This window comes from Streptomyces sp. RKAG293, assembly GCF_023701745.1.
Lineage (GTDB): Bacteria > Actinomycetota > Actinomycetes > Streptomycetales > Streptomycetaceae > Actinacidiphila.
Map to the genome: position 1 here is coordinate 8416633 of NZ_JAJOZB010000001.1, position 26718 is coordinate 8443350.

18 protein-coding genes are annotated in these 26718 nt (G+C 72.2%); 13 read left to right on the forward strand and 5 right to left on the reverse strand.

All coding sequences use genetic code 11. The features are described from left to right. Window positions 1-128: 128 nt before the first annotated feature. Window positions 129-6470 carry a putative T7SS-secreted protein gene (locus LNW72_RS37105; protein WP_250979418.1) on the forward strand — a complete coding sequence of 2114 codons (6342 nt, stop codon included), beginning with the start codon at window positions 129-131 and terminating at the stop codon, window positions 6468-6470. Next, window positions 6467-9223, forward strand: a complete 2757-nt coding sequence (locus LNW72_RS37110) for a right-handed parallel beta-helix repeat-containing protein (protein ID WP_250979419.1) — start codon at window positions 6467-6469, stop codon at window positions 9221-9223. The genes LNW72_RS37105 and LNW72_RS37110 overlap by 4 nt, the downstream gene beginning before the upstream one ends. Before the next feature lie 25 nt (window positions 9224-9248). Here the strand turns inward: LNW72_RS37110 and LNW72_RS41850 are convergent, their stop codons facing one another. Continuing rightward, entirely contained in the window at window positions 9249-10106 is an 858-nt protein-coding gene (locus LNW72_RS41850) for an RICIN domain-containing protein (RefSeq protein ID WP_308402102.1), read from the reverse strand. A gap of 252 nt (window positions 10107-10358) precedes the next feature. Between LNW72_RS41850 and LNW72_RS37120 the strand changes: the two genes are divergently transcribed. The 6 genes from LNW72_RS37120 to LNW72_RS37145 all read left to right on the forward strand — a co-directional run bounded on the left by LNW72_RS37120 (window position 10359) and on the right by LNW72_RS37145 (window position 15584). Further along, on the forward strand, window positions 10359-11879 hold the full coding sequence (locus LNW72_RS37120) for an NAD(P)/FAD-dependent oxidoreductase (protein WP_250979420.1): 1521 nt from the start codon (window positions 10359-10361) through the stop codon (window positions 11877-11879). Next, entirely contained in the window at window positions 11876-12697 is an 822-nt protein-coding gene (locus LNW72_RS37125) for a fatty acid desaturase (RefSeq protein WP_250979421.1), read from the forward strand. The genes LNW72_RS37120 and LNW72_RS37125 overlap by 4 nt, the downstream gene beginning before the upstream one ends. Further along, entirely contained in the window at window positions 12690-13286 is a 597-nt protein-coding gene (locus LNW72_RS37130) for a TetR family transcriptional regulator (protein ID WP_250979422.1), read from the forward strand. The genes LNW72_RS37125 and LNW72_RS37130 overlap by 8 nt, the downstream gene beginning before the upstream one ends. 87 nt (window positions 13287-13373) lie before the next feature. Further along, a complete protein-coding gene (locus LNW72_RS37135; protein ID WP_250979423.1) occupies window positions 13374-14309 on the forward strand; it encodes a 2-dehydropantoate 2-reductase in 936 nt (311 codons plus the stop codon). 225 nt (window positions 14310-14534) lie between these two features. Next, on the forward strand, window positions 14535-14738 hold the full coding sequence (locus tag LNW72_RS37140) for a cold-shock protein (RefSeq protein ID WP_138354363.1): 204 nt from the start codon (window positions 14535-14537) through the stop codon (window positions 14736-14738). A 180-nt stretch (window positions 14739-14918) separates the two neighbouring features. Continuing rightward, window positions 14919-15584, forward strand: coding sequence for an NAD(P)H-binding protein (locus LNW72_RS37145; RefSeq protein ID WP_250979424.1), 666 nt, complete (start codon window positions 14919-14921; stop codon window positions 15582-15584). Window positions 15585-15712: 128 nt separating this feature from the next. On the opposite strand, the gene LNW72_RS37150 is transcribed toward LNW72_RS37145, so the two are convergent. Then, the gene (locus LNW72_RS37150) at window positions 15713-16726 is read right to left on the reverse strand and encodes an alpha/beta fold hydrolase (protein ID WP_250979425.1); all 1014 of its coding nucleotides are present in this window, start codon (window positions 16724-16726) and stop codon (window positions 15713-15715) included. 489 nt (window positions 16727-17215) lie between these two features. Between LNW72_RS37150 and LNW72_RS37155 the strand changes: the two genes are divergently transcribed. Further along, window positions 17216-17968 carry a VWA domain-containing protein gene (locus tag LNW72_RS37155; protein WP_250979426.1) on the forward strand — a complete coding sequence of 251 codons (753 nt, stop codon included), beginning with the start codon at window positions 17216-17218 and terminating at the stop codon, window positions 17966-17968. A 48-nt stretch (window positions 17969-18016) separates the two neighbouring features. Here the strand turns inward: LNW72_RS37155 and LNW72_RS37160 are convergent, their stop codons facing one another. Beyond that, window positions 18017-19084, reverse strand: coding sequence for an ABC transporter permease (locus LNW72_RS37160; protein WP_250979427.1), 1068 nt, complete (start codon window positions 19082-19084; stop codon window positions 18017-18019). Next, complete coding sequence (locus LNW72_RS37165) at window positions 19081-19995, reverse strand: ABC transporter ATP-binding protein (protein WP_250979428.1); 915 nt, start codon at window positions 19993-19995, stop codon at window positions 19081-19083. The genes LNW72_RS37160 and LNW72_RS37165 overlap by 4 nt, the downstream gene beginning before the upstream one ends. Before the next feature lie 223 nt (window positions 19996-20218). Between LNW72_RS37165 and LNW72_RS37170 the strand changes: the two genes are divergently transcribed. Continuing rightward, a complete protein-coding gene (locus LNW72_RS37170; protein ID WP_250979429.1) occupies window positions 20219-20605 on the forward strand; it encodes an ATP-binding protein in 387 nt (128 codons plus the stop codon). Window positions 20606-20876: 271 nt separating this feature from the next. Beyond that, the gene (locus LNW72_RS37175) at window positions 20877-21131 is read left to right on the forward strand and encodes a hypothetical protein (RefSeq protein ID WP_250979430.1); all 255 of its coding nucleotides are present in this window, start codon (window positions 20877-20879) and stop codon (window positions 21129-21131) included. A gap of 61 nt (window positions 21132-21192) precedes the next feature. Here LNW72_RS37175 and LNW72_RS37180 read toward each other — a convergent pair whose 3' ends face one another. Then, window positions 21193-23316 (reverse strand): alpha-galactosidase, encoded by a 2124-nt coding sequence (locus tag LNW72_RS37180; RefSeq protein ID WP_250979431.1) that lies wholly within the window; start codon window positions 23314-23316, stop codon window positions 21193-21195. 178 nt (window positions 23317-23494) lie between these two features. Here LNW72_RS37180 and LNW72_RS37185 point away from each other — a divergent pair, with 178 nt between their 5' ends. Next, window positions 23495-24667 carry an ROK family transcriptional regulator gene (locus LNW72_RS37185; RefSeq protein WP_250979432.1) on the forward strand — a complete coding sequence of 391 codons (1173 nt, stop codon included), beginning with the start codon at window positions 23495-23497 and terminating at the stop codon, window positions 24665-24667. A gap of 137 nt (window positions 24668-24804) precedes the next feature. Beyond that, window positions 24805-26673, forward strand: coding sequence for a CBM35 domain-containing protein (locus LNW72_RS37190; protein ID WP_250979433.1), 1869 nt, complete (start codon window positions 24805-24807; stop codon window positions 26671-26673). Window positions 26674-26718 lie beyond the last annotated feature (45 nt).

The window sequence follows — 26718 nt, forward strand, 5'->3', positions numbered from 1 at the left end:
CGTCTTCGCGGCCTGTGACGTCGTTCACAGAGTGAACCGATCAGTCGCGCTCTGCGTAGACATGATGTCCGGGCCGTGCGGAGCCCGGCTCTTGCCTACGGCCGGTCGCCGCCAGGGGGTGCTTGAACGTGGGAACGCGTCCAGGGGACTGGAGTGCGCTCGGCCTGGACGGCGATCCCACCCCGGGAGACCCCGCCACCCTCATCGTCGTCGCCGACGCGATGCGCGATCTCGCCACCTCGGCCGGGACCATCAATACCGGCCTGAAGGAACTGCAGGTCACCGCGGGCGACGGCCAGCGCTTCATCGGCAAGACCGCCGACGCGCTGCGCGACAAGGTCGACGACCACCTGTTCAAGTTCGTCGGGCGGGTGGAGGAGTCCTTCCACACGGCGGAGACCGCGCTGCGCACCTACAGCACCGTCGTCACCAACGCCCAGGCCGAGGCGGACCAGGCGCTGTCCGCGGCGCAGGGGCTGCCGCAGGACGACGCGCAGCTGCCCGGCCTCAAGCAGCGTGCCAGCGACGCCCAGGGCGACGTGTCCACCGCGGCGAAGGAACTGCGCAAGCAGCTGCACACGGCCGGCGAGCTGATGGTCCAACCGGTCAGCGACTGCGACCTGTTCTGGGAAGTCTTCCAGTGGCTGACGATCATCCTGTCCGTGCTCGCGGTCTTCACCGGCGGCATCCTCGCCGTCATCGCCTGGGGCATGAACGCCGTCCTGCTGATCAAGACGATCGTCGCCTTCAGCCAGGGCAAGGCCAGCGGCCTGGAGCTCGGCCTGGCCTTCCTCGGGGTGCTCTTCCCGACGACCAAGGGCATCAACGTCGGCGCGCTGCTCAAGGGGCTCGGCAACAGCCTCAAGGGCGGCATCAACGGGCTGACGATGGCGGGGAAGAACATCTGGTCGCAGATCGGCCACTTCTCCACGCTCACCGGTCTGCCGAAGTTCGTCATCGCGCCCATGGTGATCGGCGCCCACCTCGGCCCGGCCCTCAAGATCGACCTGGCCGGTCTGCTGCGCGGCATCGGCAACGGGGCCAAGGGCGGCTGGAACACAATGGTCACCGCCATCCACAGCGACTGGGCCAAGTTCACCGGAAACGTCGTCGGCGACTGGGCGAAGGCCGGAACGTACGGGCTGGTCAACATCCAGCGGATGGGACGGTTCGGGATCGCCGCCCTGGTGCCGCTCAACGCCACCGAGATCGGCGTCCTCGGCTTCGGTGGCGCGGCCCGGCTCGCGTTCGGCGAACGCGTCCTGGGCATTCCCCACCCCGAGCTGCACGAACTGCTCGTCAACGCGGGCCGCACGGACGCCGCGCTGCACTTCGGCTCGCCGCTGGCGGGCGGCGGCCACGGCACGATGGTGCCGTCCCCGATGGTGTCGCCGGGCGGACTGCACTTCTCGCCGGGGACGTTCAGCCCCAACTCCTCGCTGGGCGCGCTCTTCCGGCCGGGCACGGGATTCGGCTCGGCCGGCACCACCAACCTCGTCCACCTCGCGCTGGGCTCGATGCCCACCGTCAACCTCGGCCACCTCGGGATCGGTTCGATCGGCACCATCCGCGGTGCCGGGCTCGACGGCCTGCACGCGCCGGGGGCCTCCCTCAGCGTGCCCACCGCCGTGAACCCCGGTTCGGGCGCGCTCAGCATCGGCGGTCCGCACGGCATCGGCGCCCCCTCGGTGGTCGGGCACGCCGGTGGTGCGCCCGGCCTGCACGTCACCGGTCTCGGGGCGCCGCATCCGGGCGGTCTGAGCGTCGGCGGGGCGTCCCTGGTCACCCCGCCGCTGCCGCACGGCATGACGACACTGCCGGGCGGTCTGAGCGTGCCGCTCACCCACGGCGCCGGCATCTCCGCCGGGTCGCAGCTCGTCCACAACGCGGACCTCGCGGCCGGCCACGTACGGCTGGACAGCAATCTGCTGCTGCCCGGCCACACCGCCATCGACCTGCTGCGCGACGCGCACGGCTCGTCCCCGATGGTGCACGTGGACCAGGCGGTCTCCGGGGTGCACCCGGGAACGACGAGCGTGCCGCACACCGTCGGCATGGGCGAGGGCGTCACCATGGCCCGCGGCGCCGTCGGCCACGCCGAGGCGCTGAACGACCTGACCTTCCCCGAACTGCGCGCCCTCGCCTCGGGGGACGTCGCCGTGACCGGCATCCGGGCCGACGGCATCACCCTGCGCATCGGGGACTCCGCGCCGAAGACGATCGACGCGCACGCGGTGGCCAACACGGCGCCGGTCCCGCCGGCGCCCGTCGCCCATGTGACGACCGGTTCCGTGCCGGGCGTGCCGCCGGCCGGGGTCCACGGCGTCCAGGGCGAGCACGCGCTCACGGTGCCGACGCAGCCGGGCGTCCGGACGACGCCCACCGGTCTGCTGGACCGCCCGGCGCCGTCCGTCACGACCGGGGCCGCGGTGCACCCCGCCCCCGCGCCGCGCGTGCTCAACACCCCTGGGCCGCTCCCGAAACCCACCCTGTCCACGCACGACCTGGCGATGAGCCTGCTACGTGGTGACGACGAGCTCCGTGCGCCCGCTCCCACCGGGCTCAGCGCCCACACCGGCGCCCCGGCCGGTGTCTCCGCCAAGCCGGGACTGGACGCCGCGGGCGCCGGCCACCCGGGCTCCGAGAAGGGCGCGCTCGACCTGGTCGCCCGGCCCGGTACCCCGGTCAAGGCCGACGGGGTGCCGGTGCCCGGCAGCTCCCTGCACGTGGCGGCGGCCGAGGTCCCGGTGCCGCACCTTCCCGTGCGCGCGGACAAGGGCAAGGGCATAGCGGTCGATCAGCCCGCAGTGGTGACCCCGCTGCCGCCCGGCGGGCGGGGCGGCCGTGCCGCGGAGCTGGTGATGAACCAGCGGATCCACGCCGCCCGGCAGATCGTCATCGGCGGCTCCAGCGGCTCCGAGGCCGTCGCGAAGCTCAACGCCTGGGCCAGGTACGAGCGGTCCACGACGCAGCTGGGCAAGGCCGAGCAACAGCTCGACCACGTGACCCCGCCGCCCGGCCAGGGCGCCTCCACCGGGCCCACCGCGGCCTACCGGACGGCGCTGGCCGACGTCGAGCGGACCGGAGCGGCCGTCGACAAGGCCGAGGACACCCTGATCGCGCTCGGCATCGACGCCCGTGCCACCCGCATGGAGATCCGCTCCGTCACCGGCAAGATCTTCACCGACCGCGGCGGCCTGCTCGGCGGCGCCCCCTCGACCCGCCCCCGCGCGCCGCGCCCCGGCGCCGCCGACCTGAACACACCGTCACCGGCCGCCTCGCACACCGCCGCCGACGACGCGATGGACATCGACGTGCCCGCCACGGGAACGCATGTTCCCGGCCAGACCGCCGGTGGGCCGGTGCCGCACACCGTGCCGCACCCGCCCGGCCACGACGTCACGATGACCCCGCCGACCCGCCACGGCGACGACGCCATGCGGGTCGACACGCCCGCCCCCACCGGCGGCGTCCACACCTGGACCCCGCCGACCCCGCCGGCGGGCGTCACGGCCTCTCCGCACACCGCGGTCAACGACGCCTTCGCGCACTTGGGCGCGCGCACCGCCCGGCCGATGACCGCCGACCGCTACACGGCCCTGGTGCACGGGAGCGTCGAGGACTCCCGGCCCATCGCGTACGTGGTGAACGCGATCGTCAACTACCGGGAACTGGGCGGCCTGCAGTCGTTCCTGGACTCGGTCACGCACAACCTGACCGGCTTCGACGGCCGGGTCGCCGTCGTCATCGGCGTCAACGGCCAGGATGTCGCCGCGATCCGCGGCGCCATAGACAGCGCGCTCGGCGGGGCGTCGTTCCCGCACCCGCTCGCCCTGGTCGCCACCCCGATGCCCGCCGCCGCCAAGTTCGCGTACGGCACGGCCCGCAACGCCACCATGACCAGTGCCGCCAGCACCCATCTGGCGGAGACGATGATCAAACAGGGCAACCATCCCTACTTCTCCATCATGGACTTCGACGCCCACCCGCACACGGTGCCCGGCGGCGAGCACGTCTTCCGGCACTTCGACGAGGCCCTCGGCGCGCATGGTTCGCCCGACTTCCCGCCGCTGCGGCCACTGATGATGTCGGGCGGCTACCGGATGCCCGACATGGCCGTGGCCGGCGTCTCGGAGGACCTGATCAAGGTCACCAACGAGCGGCTCGCCGGGGACGCGGCGAAGGCGCCGAAGCCGGTGAAGGCGGCTGCCGCCGGGGCCGTGAAGAGGCCGCGGGTTGTCAAGGTCAAGGGCGATGTCGGCGAGGACTTCCTGCCCACCCTCGATGCCCGGATCCGCCTGGACATGCGGATCCGCGACCGGCTGGCGGGCATGCACCCGCAGCTGCCCTACTCCCCGGAGCCCAACCTCTTCGTCGACGCGTCCGCCGTCCTGCTGAACCGCCCCGGCCTGCCGCCGGTGCGGTTCGGCAACGGGGGCGCCGAGTTCCAGACCCTCAGCGAGCGGCTCAACCTGCTCAACGCCTGGGAGCTGGACCGGAACCTGCCGCTGCCGGCCTTCGGAGGCCTCCACCACACCCAGCTGCCGGAGATCCTGAGCCGGATCGACGATGCCTTCCGGACGGATCGCCCACCGCTGAACCAGGTGGAGATCAACCACGCACAAGGAGTCCTCAACGACCTGGCGAACGCCGTGCGGAACGGGGACCCGCTGGTCGGTGGGCTCAGGGCCGACCGGGCACCGGTGGTCCTGCACGGCCTCGCCGAAGCGCTGGGCCAGGGCGCCCATCTGCCGGGTGTGCCGGCCGCCATGGCCCGTGAGGCGCGGCAGATCCTGTGGCACACCAAGGAAGCCCTCGACGCGCGGCTGACCCTGCGCGAGCTCAACGCGGCCAACCACGTCCTGCCGGAACGCGGAACCGCGTTCCTCACCGACTTCCAGGGCGCCGCGATCCCCACCGACGTGTCCCGCCTGCTCAAGGACCTGTGGAAGGACGGCACCCTCCCGCAGGACCACGCGCACATCAAGAAGCCGCTGGACCGGCTCTTCAACACCGACGCGTCGGGCGGCAACGCGCAGGCGGGCCGCAGCGGGCTCGAACTCGCCCCGCACCGCGACAGCTGGATCGCGAAGGACTACGCGAAGCTGCCGCCGGACCTCAACAACGGCAATCCGTTCGACCCGTTGTGGCCGGTCCACCACGGCGCGGGCGACCTGCCGCGCACCGGAACCGCCGCGGACCTCTCCCGCGACCTCGACCCCAGGCTGGGCACCCCGGGAACGCACCCGGTGGGCACCGCGGTCTCCACCCCGCTGCCCGGCGGGGGCGCGTCGGTGTTCGCCGGGATCAACCCCGCCGAGCTGCGGCTGGTCTCGCACGGCCTCGCGCTCAGCGCGGACACCACGCACTTCCTGCGCCACCTGCGGTACTTCGCCGCCGAGCACCTGCCGACCCGGGCCATCGACCTGTCGCCCGGCTCACTCTTCGCGGCGCTCGACCGCGCCGCCGTCTCGGCGGGCGACCTGGACCCGGCCCGGATGCTGCAACGGGTCTTCGACCGGATCGACAGTGTCGGCGGGGTGACCGCGGCGACCGCGCAGAAGCGGCTCAAGCTGTTCACGGACGGGCTGAACGCCCACAACATCGGCGTCGAGGACTTCTTCGTACGGCTCGTCCAGGGACGGATCCACCCGCCCACGGACACCCTGCAGGGCCTGCGCGGGGCCGATATGGGCGCGCACTTCGCCATGGACCAGGGCAGTCTGCACGTACTCAGCTTCTACGCGCACGCCGTGGGCCGGGACATCCGGGTGACGGGCGGCGACGGTGTGCCCCATCTGATCAACGGCCCCACCGGCGGCAAGCGCGCCCGCGACTTCCTGGAGATCACCTGGCACGACAGCCCCGGGAACGGCGGCTGGCACGCGCGGCTGTCCGACGGCTCGGACGCACCGGTGCCGCCCGTTGAGCGCGGCGGCCCGCCGCCGGGTGCCGACGGACGCGGGCCCACCAAGCGACCCCGCACCGACGCGCCCGGCGGCGGGACACCGCACGGCCCCGGCCGGCCGGACCACGGAACCCCTCCGACGGACCCCGGCACGACGGTCAAGGGAAAGGGCAAGGCAGCGACCACCGCCTCGTCCTCCACCCGGGGCTTCGGGCCGGGCGGATCCGTTCCCGCCGCTCCCCAGGTCACCCGCGTCGAGGCCGAGACCGCCGCCTGGGACGCCTACACCGAGGCCAACGGCGAACTCAACCGGGCGCAGCGGGCGTTGCAGGCGCTGGAGCCCGGGCCCGGGAACACCGGCGCGAGCGGTTCGCGCGGCTCCTCCAGCGGGTCGCACGCCTACCACCAGGCGATGGACCTGGTGCGCCGGGCGAACGCGGCCCTGAACCGGGCCGAGGCGGAACTCGGCAGACTGGGTATCGACCTGCAGGCCGCCATGCACAATCTCACCATCAACCCCGGCCGCCACCGCCCGCCACCGCCCTCCGGAGACGCCCCGTGACCCCGCCCCCCGCCCCACCGGCGATCCACTACGTCGCCGATCCGGAACAGCGGCCGGCGGCGCATCCGACGATCGCCGCGGCCCTGGACGCGGCGGCGGACGGCGACGAGATCCGGATCGCCCCCGGCGGGTACACCGAGGCACTGCGCGTCGAACGGAGCGTCTCGCTGCTGGCCTGGACGGCTGACGGGCAGCACCCGTCCGGCCACCACGACCTGGTGACCGTCACCGCCCCCGACGAGGACCGGCCCGGCCTCGAAGTCGCCGCCGGCACCACAGTGGTGCTGCGCGGGCTGACGGTCCGCGGCGGCGCGGCGAACCGTCCCGCCGTGCGGCTCGCCGGCGGCAGCACCACATGGTCCGGCGGCGGCATCACCCGCGGCCGGCTGGAAGTCCTGGGTGACGCGGCGGCCCGGCTGAGTGACACGACGTTCACCGGAGCCACCCTCACCGGCGCCCTGCTGCGCACCACCGGCACCGTGCACCTGACCGACTGCGTGCTGGCCGACACCGACGGCACCGGACTGGTGGCCGGCGGCTCCACCCACCTCGAACTGGAACGCACGACGGTACGAGGAGCGTCGGGCTCGGCGCTGCGCATCCGCGAGAGTGCCCGGGTCCTCCTGCGCGACAGCCGGATCGACCGCGCGGGCCGCAGCGGTCTGCTCGTCGAGGACCAGGGCTCCGCGCTCCTGACGGACTGCCGGATCCGGGACTGCGGCGCCGAGGCGGTGCGCGTCCTGGGCAGTTCGCCCGCCCCCGCGGACCCCGCCGGGGCCGACGACCGGACGGTCCGCGCCGACGACGGCGTACGCCTGCACGGCTGCGAACTGACGGACTCCGGCACCGACACGGTGAGCGTCACCGGCCAGGGCCATGTGCTGCTCACCGCGTGCGTGCTGCGCGACAGCGGCGGTTCGGGCGTGAGCGCCGGGGACGACTCCCGGGTGTGGCTCGCCGACACGCGGATCGCCCGCACGTCCGCCGCCGCGCTCCGGGTGCACGGCTCCGCCCGGCTGACCGCCGGGCAGAGCACCGTACGGGACTCGGCCGCCAACGGCCTGCTCGCCGCGGACGACGCGACGGTACGGCTGGAGGACTGCGAGGTGGGCGAGTGCCGGTTCAGTCCTGTGCACATCGGAGGGCGGGCCACCGTCGTGCTCACGAGGCTGCGGGCGTCCGGTTCCCCGGAGCACGGTGTGCACGTGGTCGGCGAGGCGACCGTGGAGATGACGGACGGGTCGATCGCCCAGTGCGGGATGTCCGGTCTCGACGTCGCCGGTGAGTCGCGTGCGGAGGTACGCGGACTGAGCGTGCTGCGCTGCCGGAACGGCATCACGTCCGCGTCCCGGGGCCCGGTGCGGCTGCTCGACTGCGAGGTTACCGACGGGGAGCGGGCCGCCGTCGTGCTGGGGCCCGGCGACATCGAGCTGACGGGCGGGCGGCTGCTGCGGCCGGGCACCGCCGGGCTCGTCGTCGAGGCGGGCGCGCGGCCACGGGTGACGGATCTGGAGGTCCGGGAGGCGGCCGGCTCCGGTGTGGTGGTGGCCGGGGACGCCGAGCCGCGGCTGAGCGGGGTCCGCATCGTCCGGCCCGGCAAGAACGGCCTCATCGTCGAGGCCGGGGGAGCGGGACTGTTCGAGGACTGCGACATCGCAGGACCCGGGTTTCCCGCGGTGCACCTCGGCGCCGGGGCTACCCCCGTGCTGCGGCGGATCCGGGTCCATGACGCGGGCGAGGACCTGAGCGCCGACCCCGGCGCCGATCCCGTGGTGGAGGACTGTGTCTCGGTCCGGGTGAAGTCCCCCCTCTGGCCCGCCGCCTCGCTTCCGGGCGTGATGGCGTCCGGACCGTCGGGAGCACCGGAGGTGAAGGGCTCGGGGGAGGGCTCGGGGGAGAGCGAGCCGGCCGCGGAGACCGAGGAGAGCCTGGACAGCCTGCTGGGTGAACTCGACGAACTCATCGGACTGGCCCGCGTCAAACAGGACGTCGCGTCGCTGGTCAAACTGATGCGGATGGTGCAGCGCCGCAGTGCGGCGGGACTCGCGGCGCCCCCGCTGAGCCGGCACCTGGTCTTCGCGGGGAACCCGGGGACCGGCAAGACCACCGTGGCCCGGCTGTACGGCCGGATCCTGGCCGCGGTCGGGCTGCTGGAGCGCGGCCACCTCGTCGAGGCCGACCGGTCGGCGCTGGTCGGCGAGTACGTCGGCCACACCGGGCCGAAGACGCAGCGGGTGTTCCAGGAGGCGATGGGCGGTGTGCTGTTCATCGACGAGGCGTATTCGCTGGCCCCGGTCGGCGGCAGCGCGGGCAACGACTTCGCCCAGGAAGCCGTCGCGACCCTGGTCAAGCTCATGGAGGACCACCGGGACTCGGTGGTGGTGATCGTGGCGGGCTACCCGGCCGAGATGGAGCACTTCATCGACTCCAACCCCGGGCTGGCGTCGCGGTTCAACCGGACGCTGCTGTTCGAGGACTACGACACCGCCGAACTCGTGCGGATCGTGGAACAGCACGCCGCCTCGCACCAGTACGACCTCACGGACGCGGCACGGGCGATGCTCGACACCTACTTCGCCCATGTGCCCAGGGACGGCCGGTTCGGCAACGGCCGCTCCGCCCGCCAGGCGTTCCAGGCGATGACGGAGCGGCAGGCCTACCGGGTCGCGGAGATCGACGAACCGACCGAGGACGATCTGGTGACGCTGTCCGAGCTCGACCTGCCGGAACTCGACACCCAGCCCGCGACGTAGCGGCCGGGCGGCTGCCCCTTTCGGGTCAGCGCAGCCGCCACTTCTGGTTGGGCGTGCCCTTGCAGGTCCACAACTGCACCTTGGAGCCGCTCGCGGTGGCGTTGTTCGCCACGTCGACGCACTTGTCGGCCTGCGGGTTCACCAGGTCGCCGGCGCCGCTCATGATGAAGCGCTGGGCCGGGTTGCCGCTGCACCGGGCCAGCTGGATGAGGGCCCCGTCGTCATGGGATCCCCAGGCCACGTCCATGCAGTAGCCCATCGACCGGACCGTGCCGTCGGACTGGAAGTCCCAACGCTGGCTGTTGGCCCCGTTGCAGGTGCCGATCTGCAGAGCGAGGCCGTCGGTCCCCTTGCCGCCGGGGACGGTGATGCAGCGGCCCGAACCCGTGCCGACCACGGCGGAGCCGGGAGCGATGTAGGGCTTGGGCTTCGGCGCGGGGGCCTTGGGCGGGACCGCGACGGGCGGGTTCGTCCGGGGCCTGCTCTGCGGCTGACCCGCGGGCGGGGCCGGCGGGGCCGCGACCGAACCGGGCCCGTTCGGGGCGACGGGCTGCTGTGCCGTCGCCTGGGACCGCGGCTGCGTCACGGAGGACGTCTGCGACGGGGTCGCGGCGGGGGTGGTCGGGGTCCCCTTGGACGATGCGGTGACCACCGGACGGTCGGCTGCCGCCGTCTCCATCGTGAGATCGATATGGCTGATCAGCGGCACCGTCAGGGCGGCGATGCCGACCACCGCCGCCGCGGCGACGGTGGTCGCCCAGACCCGCCGGCCGGGCAGCAGCCCGCGCCGGGGCACCGTGGGGCGGCGCGCGAAGGTGTCGGAGAAGCGGGGCTCGGAGCTGTCGGGTCGCTCGGAGGACTGCTTCGGGGGAAGGGACGCCACGTGGTCTCCTGTCGGGGTCAGGAGGTGTGCGCAGGAGGCGCCGGCGCAATGCCATCAACCGTTCCCAGAGGGCGGGTTGAGGCACTGACCACTCGCTCTGACCTCGCTCACCGGATACGTGGCCAGTGTACCTATCTCCCGCCCCCGGCTTTCGCGGGACTCTGCCTGCCGGACCCGCCGGCCACCCTTGTCCTGAAGAACCTCCCGTGCCCGGGTATTGACCCGCGCAGTGCTGCCCACCATCCTGAACGCATGTTCAGAACGAACGTTCAGAACGAACTCGGGCCGGTGGACGTCGCGGTGATCGGCGGCGGTATGGCCGGAATGGCGACGGCGCTGCGACTGCAGGCCGCCGGACGGTCCACGGTGGTGCTGGAGGCGCACGGCCACGCCGGCGGGTGTGCCGGCTACTACCGCAAGCGGGGCTTCTCCTTCGACGTCGGCGCGACGACGCTGGTCGACTTCGCACCCGGCGGGGTCGGCTCCGAATTGCTGGAGAGCACCGGCATCGCACCACTGGACGCCCACGAACTGCCGGGCTACCGGGCCTTCCTGCCCGACCGCGAGGTCGTGCTGCACCGGGATCCGGCCGCCTGGCATGCCGAGCGGCTGCGGATGCTCGGTGACACCGACCGGCACCGGCGCTTCTGGGACCTGCTCGACCGGCTGGCGGGCACCTTCTGGCGGGCGAGCCGGTCGGGTGTGCGGCTGCCGGTCCGCGGTCCCGCCGACGCGCTGCGGGACCTGCGGGCGATCGGCCTCGCCGGGGTACCGCTCGCCCGCCATGTGAACCGGACCCTCGGGGACGCGCTGCGCGCCCACGGTCTGCGGGACGACGCGGCGCTGGTCGGGCTGCTCGGCATGCTCGTCGAGGACACCGTGCACACCGGTGTCGACGACGCGCCGCTGATCAACGCGGCGCTCGGTGTGACGATCCGCGGCGCGGGACTCAGCCGGCACGCCGGCGGTATGCACGGGTTCTGGCGGGTCCTGGTGGCGCACTACCGGGGACTCGGCGGCCGGCTCCGCACGGGGTGCGAGGTGTCCCGCGTCGACGGCGAGGCCGGGAGCTATCGGGTGACGACCCGGCAGGGCGATCTCCTGGCCCGGCGCGTCGTGTGCGCGATACCCGCCGTCACCACCGCCAGGATCTGCGCAACGCTGCCGGTCGCCCGCAGGCTGCGGCCGTTCCTGGAGCGCGACGCGGACGCATCCGGCGGTGCCTGCGTGGTGTTCCTCGGGGTGCCCGATGCCGAGGTGTCCGGCCAGGAACTGACTCACCATCAACTGCTGCAGTCGTACGACCGGCCGCTGGGCGACGGGAACAACATGTTCGTCTCCGTCTCCGAGCCGGGGGACCCGCTCAGCGCCCCGCCGGGCCACCGGGCGGTGATGATCTCCACGCACACGGATCTGGCCGACTGGGCCGGGCTCGACGCGACCGCGTACGAGCAGCGCAAGAAGGAGATCGGCGAACGGCTCGTCAGCTGTGCGCGGCGGGCCTACCCGCGGCTGGGGGAACGGGCGGTGATCGCCCAGACCGGTACACCCCGCAGCTACGAACGCTTCGGGTTCCGTCCGGGCGGCGCGGTCGGCGGCCCGCGCCAGCACCTGCGCAACACCAATCAACACGCCGTCCCGCACGATCTCGGCGGACCCGGCCTCTGGCTCGTCGGGGACTCGACCTGGCCCGGGCTGGGCACCGTCGCCTGTGTGCTGGGCAGCCGCATCGTCGCCGAGGGCATGCTGCGCGAGAAGGGACCGACCCGGTGAAGCAGTCCCACCCCGTGGACCAGCCCGACGCCACCCGCCAGCCCAGCCTGGCCGACCTCGGTGCGGACCTGCTGGTCACCTCGCGAAGGCGGCGGCTGATCGCGCTGTGCCGTCCGTTCGCCGGGGTGTCGCTCTTCGCCGTCGCGGCGTGGCTGCGCTGGTGGTGGCTCACACCGGTGATCGTCTTCGGTGTCTTCGTCTCGGTCGTCACCGTCACGCACGACGTCGTGCACCGCACGATCGGCCTGTCGGCGCGGGCCACCGACTGGGCGCTGTTCGCGACCGGGCTGGTGCTGCTGGAGAGCGGGCACGCGTACCGCGCCACGCACACCCAGCACCACCGGCTCTTCCCGCACCCCGACGACCCGGAGGGACACCCCGCCGACCTGTCGTTCCTCGGTGCGCTGCTGCACGGACCGGTGTTCCTGGTCCGCCTCTGGTTCTGGTCCTACCGGCGCGGCCGCGACCGCGGTTGGCTGCTCGCGGAGGCGGCCGTGCCCGTCACGGTGCTCGGCGGCGGCGTATGGCTCTGGCCGTACACGCCCGGAGTGCTGGCCTACGCGGTCATGATGATCGCCGGAAGCTGGGTGTACCCACTGCTGACGGTGTATCTGCCGCACCACGACTACGGCGACACGCCGCTGACCCAGACCCGTACGCTGCGGGGCCGGATCATCCCGGCGGTCTTCCTGGAGCTCACCTACCACCTCGAACACCATCTGTACCCGCAGGTGCCGAGTCATCAGCTGCCGGAGCTGGCGCGCCGGCTCGAGACGTACCTCGCCGCCAACGGCGTCCGGGTGGTGCGCGTTGTCTGACACCCGTGGCCGGGTACTCGACGCCGCCCTGTCCTGCCTTGTTGCGCACGGCTTCGGCGGCACCACCGCGCGGGCGATAGCGCAGGCGGGCGGCTTCGCGCCCGGCGTCATCTACTACCACTTCACCGATCTGGACGACCTGTTGGTGGCGACGCTGGCGCACACCTGCGAGGCGCGCGCGAAACGGTACCGGGCCGAGCTGTCGGACGTGGACCGCGCCGGGCGCGCGGTCGAGATGCTGCGGACGCTCTACGACGAGGACACCGCGGTGGGGCACATCGCCGCCGTCCAGGAGATCTACGCCGGGGCGCGGCCCGGGTCGCGGCTGGCCGCCCAACTGTCGCTGGAGACCCGGCGATGGGAGGAACTGGCGGAGGAGCTGCTGACCACGTTGCTGCGCGGCAAACCGCTTGCATCCGTGGTGCGGGTGCCCGTGGTGGCCAGCGCGGCCGTGGCGTTCTACCTCGGCATGGAGACGCTCACCCACCTCGACGGCGACCGGTCGCGTCCGGCGGCCCTCTTCGACCAGGCCGCCCGGATCGCCGCCGTCTTCGACCGGATCCCGCGCCTGCGCCGGCGATCCTCGTAGGCGCCACACCCGCACCCCCTTTCACCGCTGGGTGCGCCCCGCTGTGAGACTGGTCGCCTGATCGCCGTCAAGGAAAGGCTGCTCCTCATGAAGATCCTGGTCGTCGGTGCCGGAGCCACCGGAGGCTTCTTCGGCGCCCTCCTCGTCAAGGCGGGCCGTGACGTCACCTTCCTCGTCCGCGCCGACCGCGCCGCCGCCTTGCGGGAGCGGGGTCTGCGGATCACCGGCCTGGGCGAGGAAGAAGTGATCACGCCACGGCTCATCACCGCATCCGAACTGACCACGCCCTACGACCTGGTCCTGCTGTCGGTGAAGTCCACCGCTCTCCAGCAGGCCATCGACGACGTGGCCCCGGCGATCGGCCCGGAGACCACGATCGTGCCCCTCCTCAACGGCATGGCCCATCTCGGAGAGCTCACCGCGCGCTTCGGCGCGCAGCCGGTGCTCGGCGGGGTGGCGAAGGTCATCACCACTCTGAACGCGGAAGGGGACATCGTCCGGCTGGCCCCGTTGGCTAACCTGGACATCGGCGAACAGGACGGCCGTCCTTCGGCCCGGCTGGACGAAGTCCGCGCCCTGCTGGACGGCGCCGGCATCACGGTGGGCGTCCCGGAGGACATCGTCGCGGCGATGTGGCACAAGTGGGTCTTCATCACCACCGTCGGTGCGGTGACCTGCCTGATGCGCGGCACGGTCGGTGACGTCAACGCCGTCCCCGGAGGATCCGACTTCGCGCTCGCCGTCCTGGCCGAGACGGCCGCGGTGGCGGACGCCGCCGGCTTCCCCGTTCCGGAGAGCCAACTCGGCGTGATCACCGGGATGGTGAAGCAGGACGGGCCGTTCGCGCCCTCCCTGTACCGCGATGTCGTGGCCGGCCGGGCGACCGAGGTCGAGCACCTCTTCGGCGACTTCCTCGTGCACGCCCGCGCCCTTCAGATCGGCACCCCCCTGCTCGACCTGGCCACCCTGCACCTACGCGTCCACCAACACCGCGTCGCCATGGGCACCCTCGACCAGCGGTGAGGCGTCCCCGCACCCACGCGGACGCCTTCCGGTGAGGTGAGAACGCTCGGTCACCGTACCGGTCGGACGCGGCGGTCGCGGGCCGTCCGCGGCGGCGTGATCACGCACCGAAGCGGTCGTATAAGCGGGCCGCAGGTGGGGTAGAACGGTGGCGGACATCCTGATCCGGGGTGTCCGCGGCGCCCGTTGCGGGCGGCACTGTCACGGACGAAGGATGCAGAAACGATGGCCAGCGGCACGGTGAAGTGGTTCAACTCGGAAAAGGGCTTCGGGTTCATCGCCCAGGACGGCGGCGGCGCCGACGTCTTCGCCCACTACTCCAACATCTCGGGCACCGGCTATCGCGAGCTCGCGGAGGGCGAGCATGTGACCTTCGATGTCACGCAGGGCCAGAAGGGACCGCAGGCGGAGAACATCGTCCGCGGCTGACACCCCGGGTGCGGGAGGAGGCCGGCGCCCCGCCGGCCCGGCCTCTTCCCGGAACCCCCGCTCTCTCCCGCGGGCCGTCCCGGGCAGCGGACGAGACGTGGGCCACATCCCTGGCGTGGATGTCACATCGCGAGTGGCCGGGCCGCTCTCAGATGGTGACCACGACACAGGGAGCACCCAGTGAAGCTCACCATCTTCGCCGCGACCGGCGGGATCGGCCGGCAGATCCTCGACCAGGCCGTCGGGGCGGGCCATGACGTCACCGCGGTCGTGCGGAACCCGGACAAGGTGTCCGGACCCATCCGCATCGTCACCGCCGACCTGGCCTCCGCCGACCCGGCGACACTCCAGTCCGCGATCGGCGGCGCGGACGCCGTTCTCTCCGGCCTCGGGGCCCGCTCGAAGTCCGAGGCGGGCGTCGCCTGGCAGGGGACCCGGGCCATGGTCCAGGCGATGCGGGCGACGGACGTCCGGCGCATCGTCGTCGTCAGCGCGGCCCCGATCGGCACGGTGCCGTCACCCGGAATCCCGAACCCGCCGAAGCACGATCCCGGCGACGGATTCCTCATGCGTCAGGTGTTCGGCCGGCTGGTGAAGGCCGCACTGCGGGACCACTACGCCGACCTCGCGCGGATGGAGGACATCCTGCGCGAGAGCACGCTGGACTGGACCGTGATCCGGCCCCCGAAGCTGACCGACAAGGCCCTGACCGGGACCTACCGCACCGCGTACGAACAGAACGTACGGGGCGGTTGGTCGGTCTCGCGCGCCGACGTCGCCCATTGCATGCTCGACGTCCTGGAGCGCCCCGAGACGGCCGGCCGGGCGATCGGCATCGCCGGCTGAGTGCGCCGGCCGACAGGGCCGGTGATGTGACCGGCCGGTGGCCGGGGAAGTGTCAGGTGCAGAACCCGGCGGAGAGCCCGGCCCGCACGGGGGGGCCGGGCTCCTCGTCATGCGCGACGACCCGCGGTTCAGCGTGGCGTGAGGCTCGTCCCGAGCCGCTCCGTGGTGTTCCCGTAGGGCAGGTCGGTCAGCGACAGATCGGTGCAGAAACGGGTGACGAGGTCGGCGAAGTCCGCGATGCGCTCGACGGGCGCCAGGTGATCGGTCTCCTTGATGGTGGTGAACCACGCCGCGGGCAGCTGGGCGGCCACCTCGCGGCCCATCTCGGGGGTGGTCAGCGTGTCGTACTCACCGGTGACCACCAGGCTGGGGATGGCGGGCGCCGGTTCGGGGCGGTACCACTCGTGGCGCATCAACCGGGTGTTGTGCTCGGCGGACTTGCGCAGTTCCTCGGGGCTCTGGCCGACGATCTGCTGATAGACCAGCCGGGCGACGGCGGCGTGCTTGCGGACGTGGCCGGTGCCCGGAGGGGACATGAAGCGGTCCGCGAGTTCGCGTGCGATCGGCTCCGTCTCGCCGCGTTCGATCATGACGGACCAGCGCTCCATCGCCTCGGCGTAGCCGGCGGGGATGCGGGTGGTCATGCCGACCAGCAGGAGGCGCTTGACGAGTGCGGGGTAGTGCTGCGCGAAGCGCAGCCCGATGGCCCCGCCGTAACAGGCGGCGACGAGGTTGATCCGGGGCAGGCCGAGCTCCTCGACGAGGTGGCGGACGGCCGCCGCCAGGAAGTCCACCCCGTACTTGGCGGGCAGGAAGTCGGCGGTGCCGTAGCCGGGGAGGTCGACGGTGATCACTTGGCCCAGGGGGGCCAGCCACTTCTCGTGGCGCACCCAGGAGTTGCGGTCCTGGGACGATCCGCCGAGGACCAGGACCGGCTCGGTGCGCGGGGTGCCCTGGCGCACGATGCGGCAGGTGAAGCGGAAGCCGTCGAAGGTCAGATCCCGCTCCTCCACCCGGACGGGTGGGATCGTCCCCTGGACCCCCAGGACTCCGTAGGCCGCCTGGGCCTGTCCGGGGAGGGTGGCGGTGGCGCCGAGCCGGTCCGCCCCACGGTCCTGGGGAGGTGCGGTGTCGGTGGACATGAAGGGCTCCAGAATTCAGGGAGGGCGGTGTGACGCCGTCCCCGTCCGCGGCGGGCGGGAACGGCGTCCGGACCGTTCCGCCTGTATGACGTGACCCGAGAGGAGTCGGCGGAGGGCCCGGTGACGAAGAGCGAACGCCCAGCGCCCGCCGTGCGCGGCGTCCGCGCACAAGGGGCCGATCGCCGCTTCGATCACCAATAGGTGTTCGTTGCAGTCTGTTTGCCCGGATTGGTGGGAACACCCTTTGCGGGGTTGATTCACCTGTTCAGGTGATAGGAGACGTCACTCTGGGTGAACGTTTCGAGGAGCTTGGCTGACGCTCGTCACACGGCGTAGCTGTTCGCCGCGGCACTCCGTGCAGGAGCTCGCGTTGGACCAACGACCTGTTGCGGCGCCGAGCCGCGCAGGATCCCAACGGGGTCCGGTGCCCGGCGGGTTGGACGTACCGTTCTCCCAAGGTCGCTTTCGCAGCTCGCACGGGGGAATCTCATGGCCATCGACTACGTCAAGCGCCCCGCCGCCGGCCCGGCGATCGATCTCGTGAAGGTGCGGGACAGCGCGCCCCGGCTCGTCGACCTGTACAAGTCGGCCCGGGTCTCGCTGGAGAAGGCCGGGATGGCCGGGCAGCGCGCCGCGGTCTATCTGGTCCTGGACCGCTCGGGGAGCATGCGCCGTTACTACAAGGACGGCACCGTCCAGCACCTCGCCGAGCAGGCGCTCGGCCTGGCCGCGAACCTCGACGACGACGGTGTGGTGCCGGTGGTCTTCTTCTCCACGGAGGTCGACGGTGTCGCCGACCTCGGCCTGACCGACTACGAGGGCCGGATCGGCGCCCTGCACGCGGGCTTCGGCCGCATGGGCCGCACCAACTACCACCTGGCCATGCAGGCGGTCATCGACCACTACGCCGACTCGGGCGCCACCGATCCGGCCTTCGTCATCTTCCAGACCGACGGCAGCCCCAGTTCCAGGACCGCCGCCGAGCATGTCCTGTGCACCGCCGCCCGGTTGCCGATCTTCTGGCAGTTCGTGGCCTTCGGGGACCCCGACGACAGCCAGTTCGACTTCCTGCGCAAGCTCGACGACCTGCCGGTACCGGCCAAGCGCGTGGTCGACAACGCCGGGTTCTTCCCCGCGGGCGACGATCCCCGCGCGCTGTCGGACGCCGAGCTCTATCAGCGGCTCACGCAGGAGTTCGGTTCCTGGATCACCGCCGCGACGGCCGCGGGCGTCATCCGCTGACGGTCGCGCTCCGCAGCAGCCGGCACGGCCCGTCCGCCGCGTCGCCGCTCACGCGTCGTCCCAGCGGAACAGCCGCACCGCCAGCAGCGTGAGCACCGCGGTGAACAGCAGCAGCCCGCCGATCGTCGGCAGTGCGTCGCCCCAGCCGCCGCCCCTGGTCAGCACGTTCTGCATGGCGGTGGACAGATGGTGCAGCGGCAGCACGGTCGAGACCGTCTTGAGCCAGCCGGGAGCGCTGTCCAGCGGGAAGAAGGATCCGGACAGGAAGGCCATCGGCAGCACGATCAACTGCGCGGCCGCCGTGGCCGTCTGCTCGGTCTTCGCCCAGGATCCGACGAGCAGGCCGATCGACATGAACGCCAACGACCCGGACAGCACCAGCGGCAGCGCGATCCACCACTGTCCGGTGAGCTTCAGTCCGTAGTACGGCAGCGTCGCCACCCCGAGGAACACGGCGGTCTGCACGAGCGCCACCAGGAGCGTCACCGCGACCGGGGCGGCCACCACGGCGGGCAGCCGCACCGGGGCCAGCCGCAGCCGGCGCAGGATGAACTTCTTGCGCCACACCACCAGGGTGAGCGCGGCCGTGAAGGTGCCGGAGGTGGCGATGGCCCAGCCCAGCAGGCCCGGTGTGAGGTACTGGATCGGCTTGGTCGACAGATCCTCGACCTGGGACGCCTGGAGGACGTACGTGGGCGGAGCGTGGCTCGCCTCCTGGTTGGCCTGCTGGACGATGCCGTTGACGACGCCCTGCACGGTCGCGGCGCGGGTGGCGTCGGCGACGGAGTAGCGGAGCACCAGCCGGCCGTCGGGCCCCTGCGCGACCAGACCGTCGTCGTCGCCGTTCCTGACCTTTTCGAGGGCGCCGGCCTGGTCGTCGTCCCGGACCAGGGTCACCTCCTCGTTCAGCTGGGCCCGTTGGTCCGGCGTCATGGAGTCGAAGAGGGCGACCGGGCCGCTCTGCAGCAGCGTGATGTGGGGTGCGGAGGCACCCTTGAACAGCGAGCCGAACAGCAGCAGGAACAGCAGCGGGAACAGGACCGTGAAGAAGACCGCGGCGCGGTCGCGGCTCCAGCCCAGCAGTTGGGCCCTGGCGAGGGAGCGAAAGGCGGTCATGCGCGGTACTCCCGTCCGGTGAGCTGCAGGAACACATCCTCCAAAGTGGCCCCGCGCACCTCCAGGCCGCGCAGCGCGTCCTGCTCCGCGAGCAGGGCGAGCACCGGAGCCGGGGTGCGGGTGGCGATCGTCAGGGTCACGCCGTCGTCGGCGACATCGGCCCGCGTTCCGGACCCGGCCAGCAGCTCACGTGCCCGGTCGGCCGTGAGCCGGCCGGACTCCACGGTCAGCCGGGTCGGTGCGTCCAGCTCCCTGACCAGGGTGGCCGGCGGATCGGTCTTCAGGATTCGCCCGTGGTCCATCACCGCGACCCGGTCGCAGAGGATCTCGGCCTCGTCCAGGTAGTGGGTGGTCAGCACGACGGTCCGGCCCCCGGCGTTGATCTCCCGCAGCAGATCCCACAGATTGCGGCGGGCCTGCGGGTCGAGACCCGTGGTCGGCTCGTCGAGGAACAGCAGCTCCGGGTCGTGGACCAGGGCGCAGGCGATGGCCAGCCGCTGGGCCTGGCCGCCGGACAGCTTCTCGGCCGCGGTGCCCGCCGAGTCGGCGAGCCCGACCCGGGCCAGCATCGCGTCCGCCCGCGCCGCCCCGACCCCGTACAGGGAGCCGAAGGTGACGATCTGCTCGCGCGCGGTCAGCCGCTCGAAGAACGCGGACGCCTGCAGCTGCACCCCGATGCGCGGCAGCAGCGCGGAGTTGCGCGGCCACGGGCTCAGTCCCAGTACCCGCGCGCTGCCCTCGTCCGGTTTGCGCAGCCCCTCCAGGATTTCGAGGGTCGTGGTCTTCCCGGCCCCGTTGGGCCCGAGCACCCCGAAGAACTCCCCGGACCTCACCTCCAGGTCGACGCCGTCGACGGCCTGCACGTCCCCGTACCGCTTGCGCAGGCCTTCGGCCGCGATCGCTGCTGTCATGGGCACACCTTAGGGGCGGCATTCGGCCCCACTGGGCTCGATCACCTGTTCCCGTCCCACCGGTTCCGGAGCGGAAGGGAAGCGTCCGGGGCAATCGGGGGGAGTGCGGGGGTGGTGGATCGCGCCGGGGCGGGCAGGCGCAGGACAGGCGTGAATCGGCCGGGAGGCGCTGGGTGGTGGGGTCGCCGGTCCCAGGAAGGAAGGCTGACGAGGGTGATTCTCGATGATGGTTGAGCGGTTTCTGAAGGTTTCCTGCGGGAAGGGCGGCGTCGCGGAGGCGCGGGCCTGGGCCTGTGCACAGCTGGAAGGGTTCGGCTGGCCCGCGCACTGGCGGCCGGACTACAACGTGGTGGCGCTGTTGGTGTCGGAGCTGGTGACGAACGCGGTGCGGCACGCCTCCGGCGCCGTGGGCCTGCGGCTGATGTGGGACGAGCGGCGGCTGCGGATCGCCGTGGACGACTCCTCCACGGTCCTGCCCGTGGTGCGGCCGGCGCGGCCGGACCTGCCCGGTGGGCACGGTCTGAACCTGGTGCAGCGGCTCTCCGGCGGCTGGGGTGTGGTCCCCCGGGCCGGAGGCAAGCGGGTGTGGGTGGATCTGGTACCCGGCTAGGCCGTGTCTGCCGGAGATCCTCCACCGGATCCCTGATGGCCGCGATGTGCTTCCGTACACTGGGTCCAGCTGTGGGCCCGGGCTCCCTCCGGGCCCATCAGTATGTCCGCCCGCTGCTGTCCGCCCGCCGCTGTCCGCCCGCCGCTGTCCGCTCCGCCGGTGTCCGCCGCCCGGGTGGTCCGCGTCCCTCGATTGGCCTGCCGGTGTGGCGCGACCGGGGCACCCGGGTCAGGATCGGCTCGGTAGCCCCTGCTGTGAGGAGCGGATGGTCATGTCGGAGCGCAGCCGTCGCCAAGGAGCCGTAGAGGCCCCCTTCAGCCTGCCCATGGGCCACCCGCTCGGCGAGGTCGGCGACGAATGGCTGCCCGGCGCCCCCACCCGGCCCCGCGAGGACGGCGACCGGACGGCGGCGGCCACGCCCAGCGGGAAGCACACCCCGTCCCGCAATCTCGCGTACGGCGACTACTGGGTCGAGAAGGACGGTGCCGACGGCGGCAGCGGCCGCAACGGCGAGCGGAACGCCTGACCGCTGCGGAACGCCTGACCACCGCGGAGCGGACGCCGGTGAGCCCCGGGCCGCTCGCGGCTCAGGGCATCCGGACCAGGTGGACCGCCGTGCTCGCCCAGTCACCGTGCGGCAGGTCGGGCAGCAGGCCGTACCCGGTCAGCACCGCCGCGGAGTGCACGGAGCCACTGTCGGCGTCGCGGTAGCGGGCGGTGGGGTCGAGCCCGGCCAGTCGTAGCGGCAGCCGCGGACCGCCGTGCCGCGGGGTGCGCCGCCAGACCAGCAGCAGCGCCTCGCTCCGGTCCGCCGCGGTGTACTGCACGGCGGCCGGGCCGTCGTCGACGGGACCGCGCGGCCGGTGCAGAGTGCCGTGCTGCACCAGATGACGTACCCGCTTGTACCGCGCCAGCAGGGCCGCGCCTTCGGTCAGTTCGTCGTCCGACCAGCGGGTGAGGTCGCCTCCGATGCCCAGCACCCCGGCCATCGCGACATGGAAGCGGAAGCGCAGCGGCACCGTGCGGCCGGTGAGCTGGTTGGGTACGTCGGTCACCCAGGCGGCCATGGTCCGGGCCGGGTAGATCTGGCCGAAGCCGTGCTGGATGTGCATCCGGTCGGCGGCGTCGGTGTTGTCCGAGGTCCAGGCCTGGTCGGTGCGGGACAGGATGCCCAGGTCCACCCGGCCGCCGCCACCGCTGCAGGTCTCGATCCGCAGGCCGGGGTGGTCGGCGCGCAGGCGGTCGATGACCTCGTAGAGGTGGTGGACATACGCCGTTCCGACGCGGTCGGCGCCGTCCGGCTCAGCCGGCCAGCCGGCTTCGCTGAACGCGCGGTTCATGTCCCATTTGAGGAAGTCGATGCCGTGCTCGCCGACCAGCCGGGTCAGCCAGTCGTACGCCCAGTCCGCGACGTCCCGGCGGGCGAAGTTCAGCACCAGCTGGTTGCGCAGTTCGGTCCGGGCGCGGTGCGGGAAGTGCAGCACCCAGTCCGGGTGCGCCCGGTAGAGGTCGCTGTCCGGGTTGACCATCTCGGGCTCCACCCACAGGCCGAAGCGCATGCCGAGCTGGTGCACCTCACGGACCAGCGGGGTGAGGCCCTGGGGGAAACGGTCGGGGGACGGGGTCCAGTCGCCGAGTCCGGCGTGTTCGCTGCGGCGCGCGCCGAACCAGCCGTCGTCCATGACGTACAGCTCCACACCCAGCGCCGCCGCGCGGGCGGCCAGCTTGAGCTGGCCGGGCTCGTCGACGTCGAAGGCGGTGGCTTCCCACGAGTTGTAGAGCACCGGGCGGATCTCGTCGGGGTGCGGCAGCACGTGCGCCAGGGTGTACGCGTGCCAGGCCCGGCTGGTCGCGCCGAAGCCGCCGTCCGCGTAAAGCCCGGCGAAGCGGGGCGTGGTGAACTCCTCGCCGGGGCCGAGCGGCAGGACCGTACCGTCGTGCCCGGCGCCGCCGGTGAACCCCGCCCGGCCATCGGGGGACCGCTGCACGGTGATGCGCCAGCCGCCGCTCCAGGCGAGGGCGGCACTCCACACCTGCCCGTGGTCCTCGGTCGCGTCACCCGCGTCGAGCATCACCCAGGGGTTGCTGTGATGGCTGGTGATGCCCCGGCGGCTGGTGAGCGTCGTCTCCCCGAACGGCACGCGGTCGCGGTGCAGTTGGGTCTCGGCCGACCACTGGCCGGTGACATGGCTGAGCCGGTGGTCCTCCCGGGCCGGAACGGTCCACGCGGCGGAGTCGGCACGGGGCAGCGCGACGGTGTCGTCGCCCGTGTTGCGCAGCACCGTCCAGCGTTCGATCACATCGCTGTCGTCGTGGACGCGGTAGTGGAGAGCGATCTCCAGGGGGTAGTGGCGGTCGCGGAACTCCAGGACCAGTTCGGCGGCGCCGGACGCCGGCTCGTCCACGCGGTGGCCCGTCGCGAGCCACTCGAAGGCGCGGGTCCCGTCGGCGAAGCGGACCTGCAGCGAGGGGACCCCGAACCGCGCTCCGCCGTCGACGGGCAGTTCCTCGCCGACGGGTGGCGGCCCCTCGAAGCTGCTGGCCGGCGGGGGTGGGGGAGTGGCGAGCTCCTCGGCCTCCGCAAGGGTCAGCCGCGGTCCCCACGCGAGGTGGCAGGGCGCTCCCGTTCCGCCGACGCGTAGCGCGTACGAGGTGCGCGGGGTGCGGAGCAGCCAGACCCCGGTGCCGGGGGCGAAGGAGATCACAGGCATTGATCCTTACGTTCAGATAGCGCCTTGAGAGCAGTCGGCAGCCAACCCCGCTTGCGATCACCTGTCAATACTCATGACGGAGGCTGTATTTGGAGGCCGTGATCCCACTGGAGCGACATCTTGAAAGGAGCTTACTTCTTTCATTGACAGCGGAAAAGAACCCCCTTACGTTTCGGCCATGCACTCGTCGCCTCGTACCGACGTGGTTCCGGCAGCGACGCCGGCCGCCTCCCTGGTCTTCACCACCGTGCTGTCCCACGGCCCGCTCACCCGGATCGAGATCGGCCGGCGGACCGCACTGTCGCCGGCGGCGGTCACCAAGGCGGTACGGCCGCTGATGGCGGCCGGCTATCTCGTCGAAGGCGTGGACGAGGAGGCGCGGGCCTCGCTGGGACGGCCCGCCAATCCCGTCCGCGTCGACGGCGGCCGGGCGCTGTTCATCGGCGTCAAGGTGACCGGGGACGAGATCATCGCGGTGCTCACCGATCTGTGCTGCCGCATCCGGGTGGCCCGTCACGTCCGGCTCACCGCCCGCGACCCGGGCGCCGTGCTCGCCTCCATCGGCGGACTCGTGCAGGAGCTCCTCACGGAGGCCGAAGGGTTCGGTGTGCAGGTCAGCGGGCTGGGGCTGGCGGTCTCCGGTGACGTGGACCGGGTGGCCGGAGTGGTGCGCTACTCACCGTTCCTCGACTGGCGCGACGTGCCGCTCGCGGAACTGGCCGGCACGGTGACCGGCCTGCCGGTCACCGTCGACAACGACGTACGCGCGCTCACCGTCGCCGAGCAGTGGTTCGGGGCCGGGGCCGGAGTGTCCGACTTCGCGCTGGTGACCGTCGGTGCGGGCATCGGCTGCGGACTCGTGGTGCACGGACGCGTGGTCTCCGGCGCGCACGGCGTCGCCGGTGAGATCGGCCATCTGTCCATCGATCCGCTCGGGCCGCTGTGCCACTGCGGAAACACCGGGTGTGTGGAGGCGATCGCCGGTGACGCCGCCATCATCCGCCGGGTCCGTGAGGTGACCGGACTGCCGGTCACCGACTCCGCACAGGCCCTGGAGCTCGCGCACCAGGGCGACCCCGGCGCGCGAGAGGTGTACGCCCGGGCCGGAGAGGCGATCGGCCGGGCCATCGGGGCCGTCGTCAACGTCCTCGGACCGGAACGAGTGATCATCTCCGGCGAGGGACTGGCGGCGTACGACCTGTTCGCCGAGCAGATCCGTGACGCCTTCACCGCGTCCGCCTTCGGTACCGCCGCCCAGTGCGACGTCATGACACGTCCACTGCCCTTCGAGGAGTGGGCGCGCGGCGCCGCGGCCACCGCGATCCAGTCCTTCATCGGCATCGACACGTAACGCACGTCCCCCGACCCCCACGGCATGCCCCCACGCATGACCCCCCACCCACGCATGACCCCCACGCACCTCAGACCACCGAGCCGCTCCGCAACGCCCTGCGCACGCCCATGCCCTCACAACAGGAGGTCCGACCCATGCGGTCATCCTCGTACCCCTCCACGCCCCCCATACCCGTCACCACGCGGCCGGCCCGCCGTGCCACCCGGGCCCTGCTCGTCCTGGCCCTCGCCGGCGGCCTGACGGCGACCGTCCCCGCCGCGATGGCCTCCTCTCCCGCGGCCGCCGGAACCTCCGCCGCTCCCACCACCGCCAAGGCCGCGCCCGCCGCGCCCGCCCAGAAGCCGTTCATGGGCTGGTCCAGCTGGAGCATGCAGTCCTCGAAGTACCCGGGGCTCAACCCCGACGGGGACTACAGCTACCTGACCGAGAAGAACGTCCTCACGCAGGCGGGCGCGCTGGCGTCGAAGCTCAAGAAGTACGGGTACGAGTACGTCAACATCGACGCCGGCTGGTGGCGTGACACGACGTGGAAGCCGGAGTTCGACGCGTACGGCCGCCAGGCACCCGACCCCGTCCGGTTCCCGCGCGGCATGAAGCCGGTAGCCGACGACATCCACGCCAAGGGTCTCAAGGCCGGTATCTACCTGCCCGCGGGGCTGGAGAAGGAGGCGTACGGCGCGGGCAAGGTCCCGGTCTGGAACGCACCGGGCTGCACCACCGCCGACATCGTCTACGGCGACCTGCGCACCACCAACGGCTGGGACAGCGCCTACAAACTCGACTTCTCCCGGCCCTGCGCGCAGAAGTACATCGACTCGCAGGCGCAGACGTTCGCCGACTGGGGCTACGACTTCCTGAAGCTGGACGGCGTCGGACCCGGCTCCTTCAAGAGCGGTGACAACTACGACAACGTCGCCGACACCGCCGCCTGGCAGAAGGCGATCGCCACGGCCGGGCGCCCCATCCACCTCGAACTGTCCTGGTCGCTGGACATCAACCACGCCGCCGACTGGAAGAAGTACTCCAACGGCTGGCGGATCGACACCGACGTCGAGTGCTACTGCAACACCCTGGTGTCGTGGGAGAACTCGGTCGACGACCGGTGGGACGACGTGGCCGGCTGGACCCGGCACGCCGGCCCCGGGGGCTGGAACGACCTCGACTCCCTCGACGTGGGCAACGGCGCGATGGACGGCCTGACCAAGGCCGAACGGCAGAGCTACGCGACCCTGTGGGCCATCGCCAAGTCCCCGCTCTACACCGGTGACGACCTCACCCGCCTCGACGACTACGGCGTCTCGCTGCTGACCAACCGCGAGGTCATCGCGCTCAACCAGGGCAGCACCCCGCCCGCCCGGCCCATCACCGCCTCCGGGGACCAGCAGGTCTGGAGCGCGAAGAACGCCGACGGCAGCTACACCGTCGCCCTGTTCAACCTCGGTAACGGGCCCGCCGCCGTGACCGCCGACTGGTCGTCCCTCGGCTTCTCCGGCCAGGGCGCGGTCCGTGACCTGTGGAACAAGGAGAACCTCGGCACCTACAAGGACAAGGTGACGCAGGCACTGCCGGCCCACGGCTCACGCCTGTTCACCGTCACCCCGCACGGCCCCGCGCAGCGGATGACCGGCTACGAGGCCGAGTCGGCGGCCAACACCCTCAGCGGCAACGCCGGGATCGGTGACTGCGCGGCCTGCTCGGGCGGCCACAAGGTCGGCAACCTCTACCAGGGCGGAAAGCTCCAGTTCAACAACATCGTGGTGCAGAAGGCCGGCCGTTACGTCATCAACGTCGCCTACATCAGCGGTGACGCGCGCCCGGCCCAGGTCTCCGCGAACGGCAACGGGGCCACCGGGCTGAAGTTCCCCTCCACCGGTGACTGGGGGACCGTCGAGACCGTCGGCGTGCCCGTGACGCTCAAGGCGGGCGCCAACACCGTCACCTTCGACAGCGGCGACGGCTACGCCCCGGACATCGACCGGATCGACGTGCCGAAGCTGTCGTGACGACCGGGTGCGGGGTCCGACCTCCTCCGGACCCCGCACCCCCGT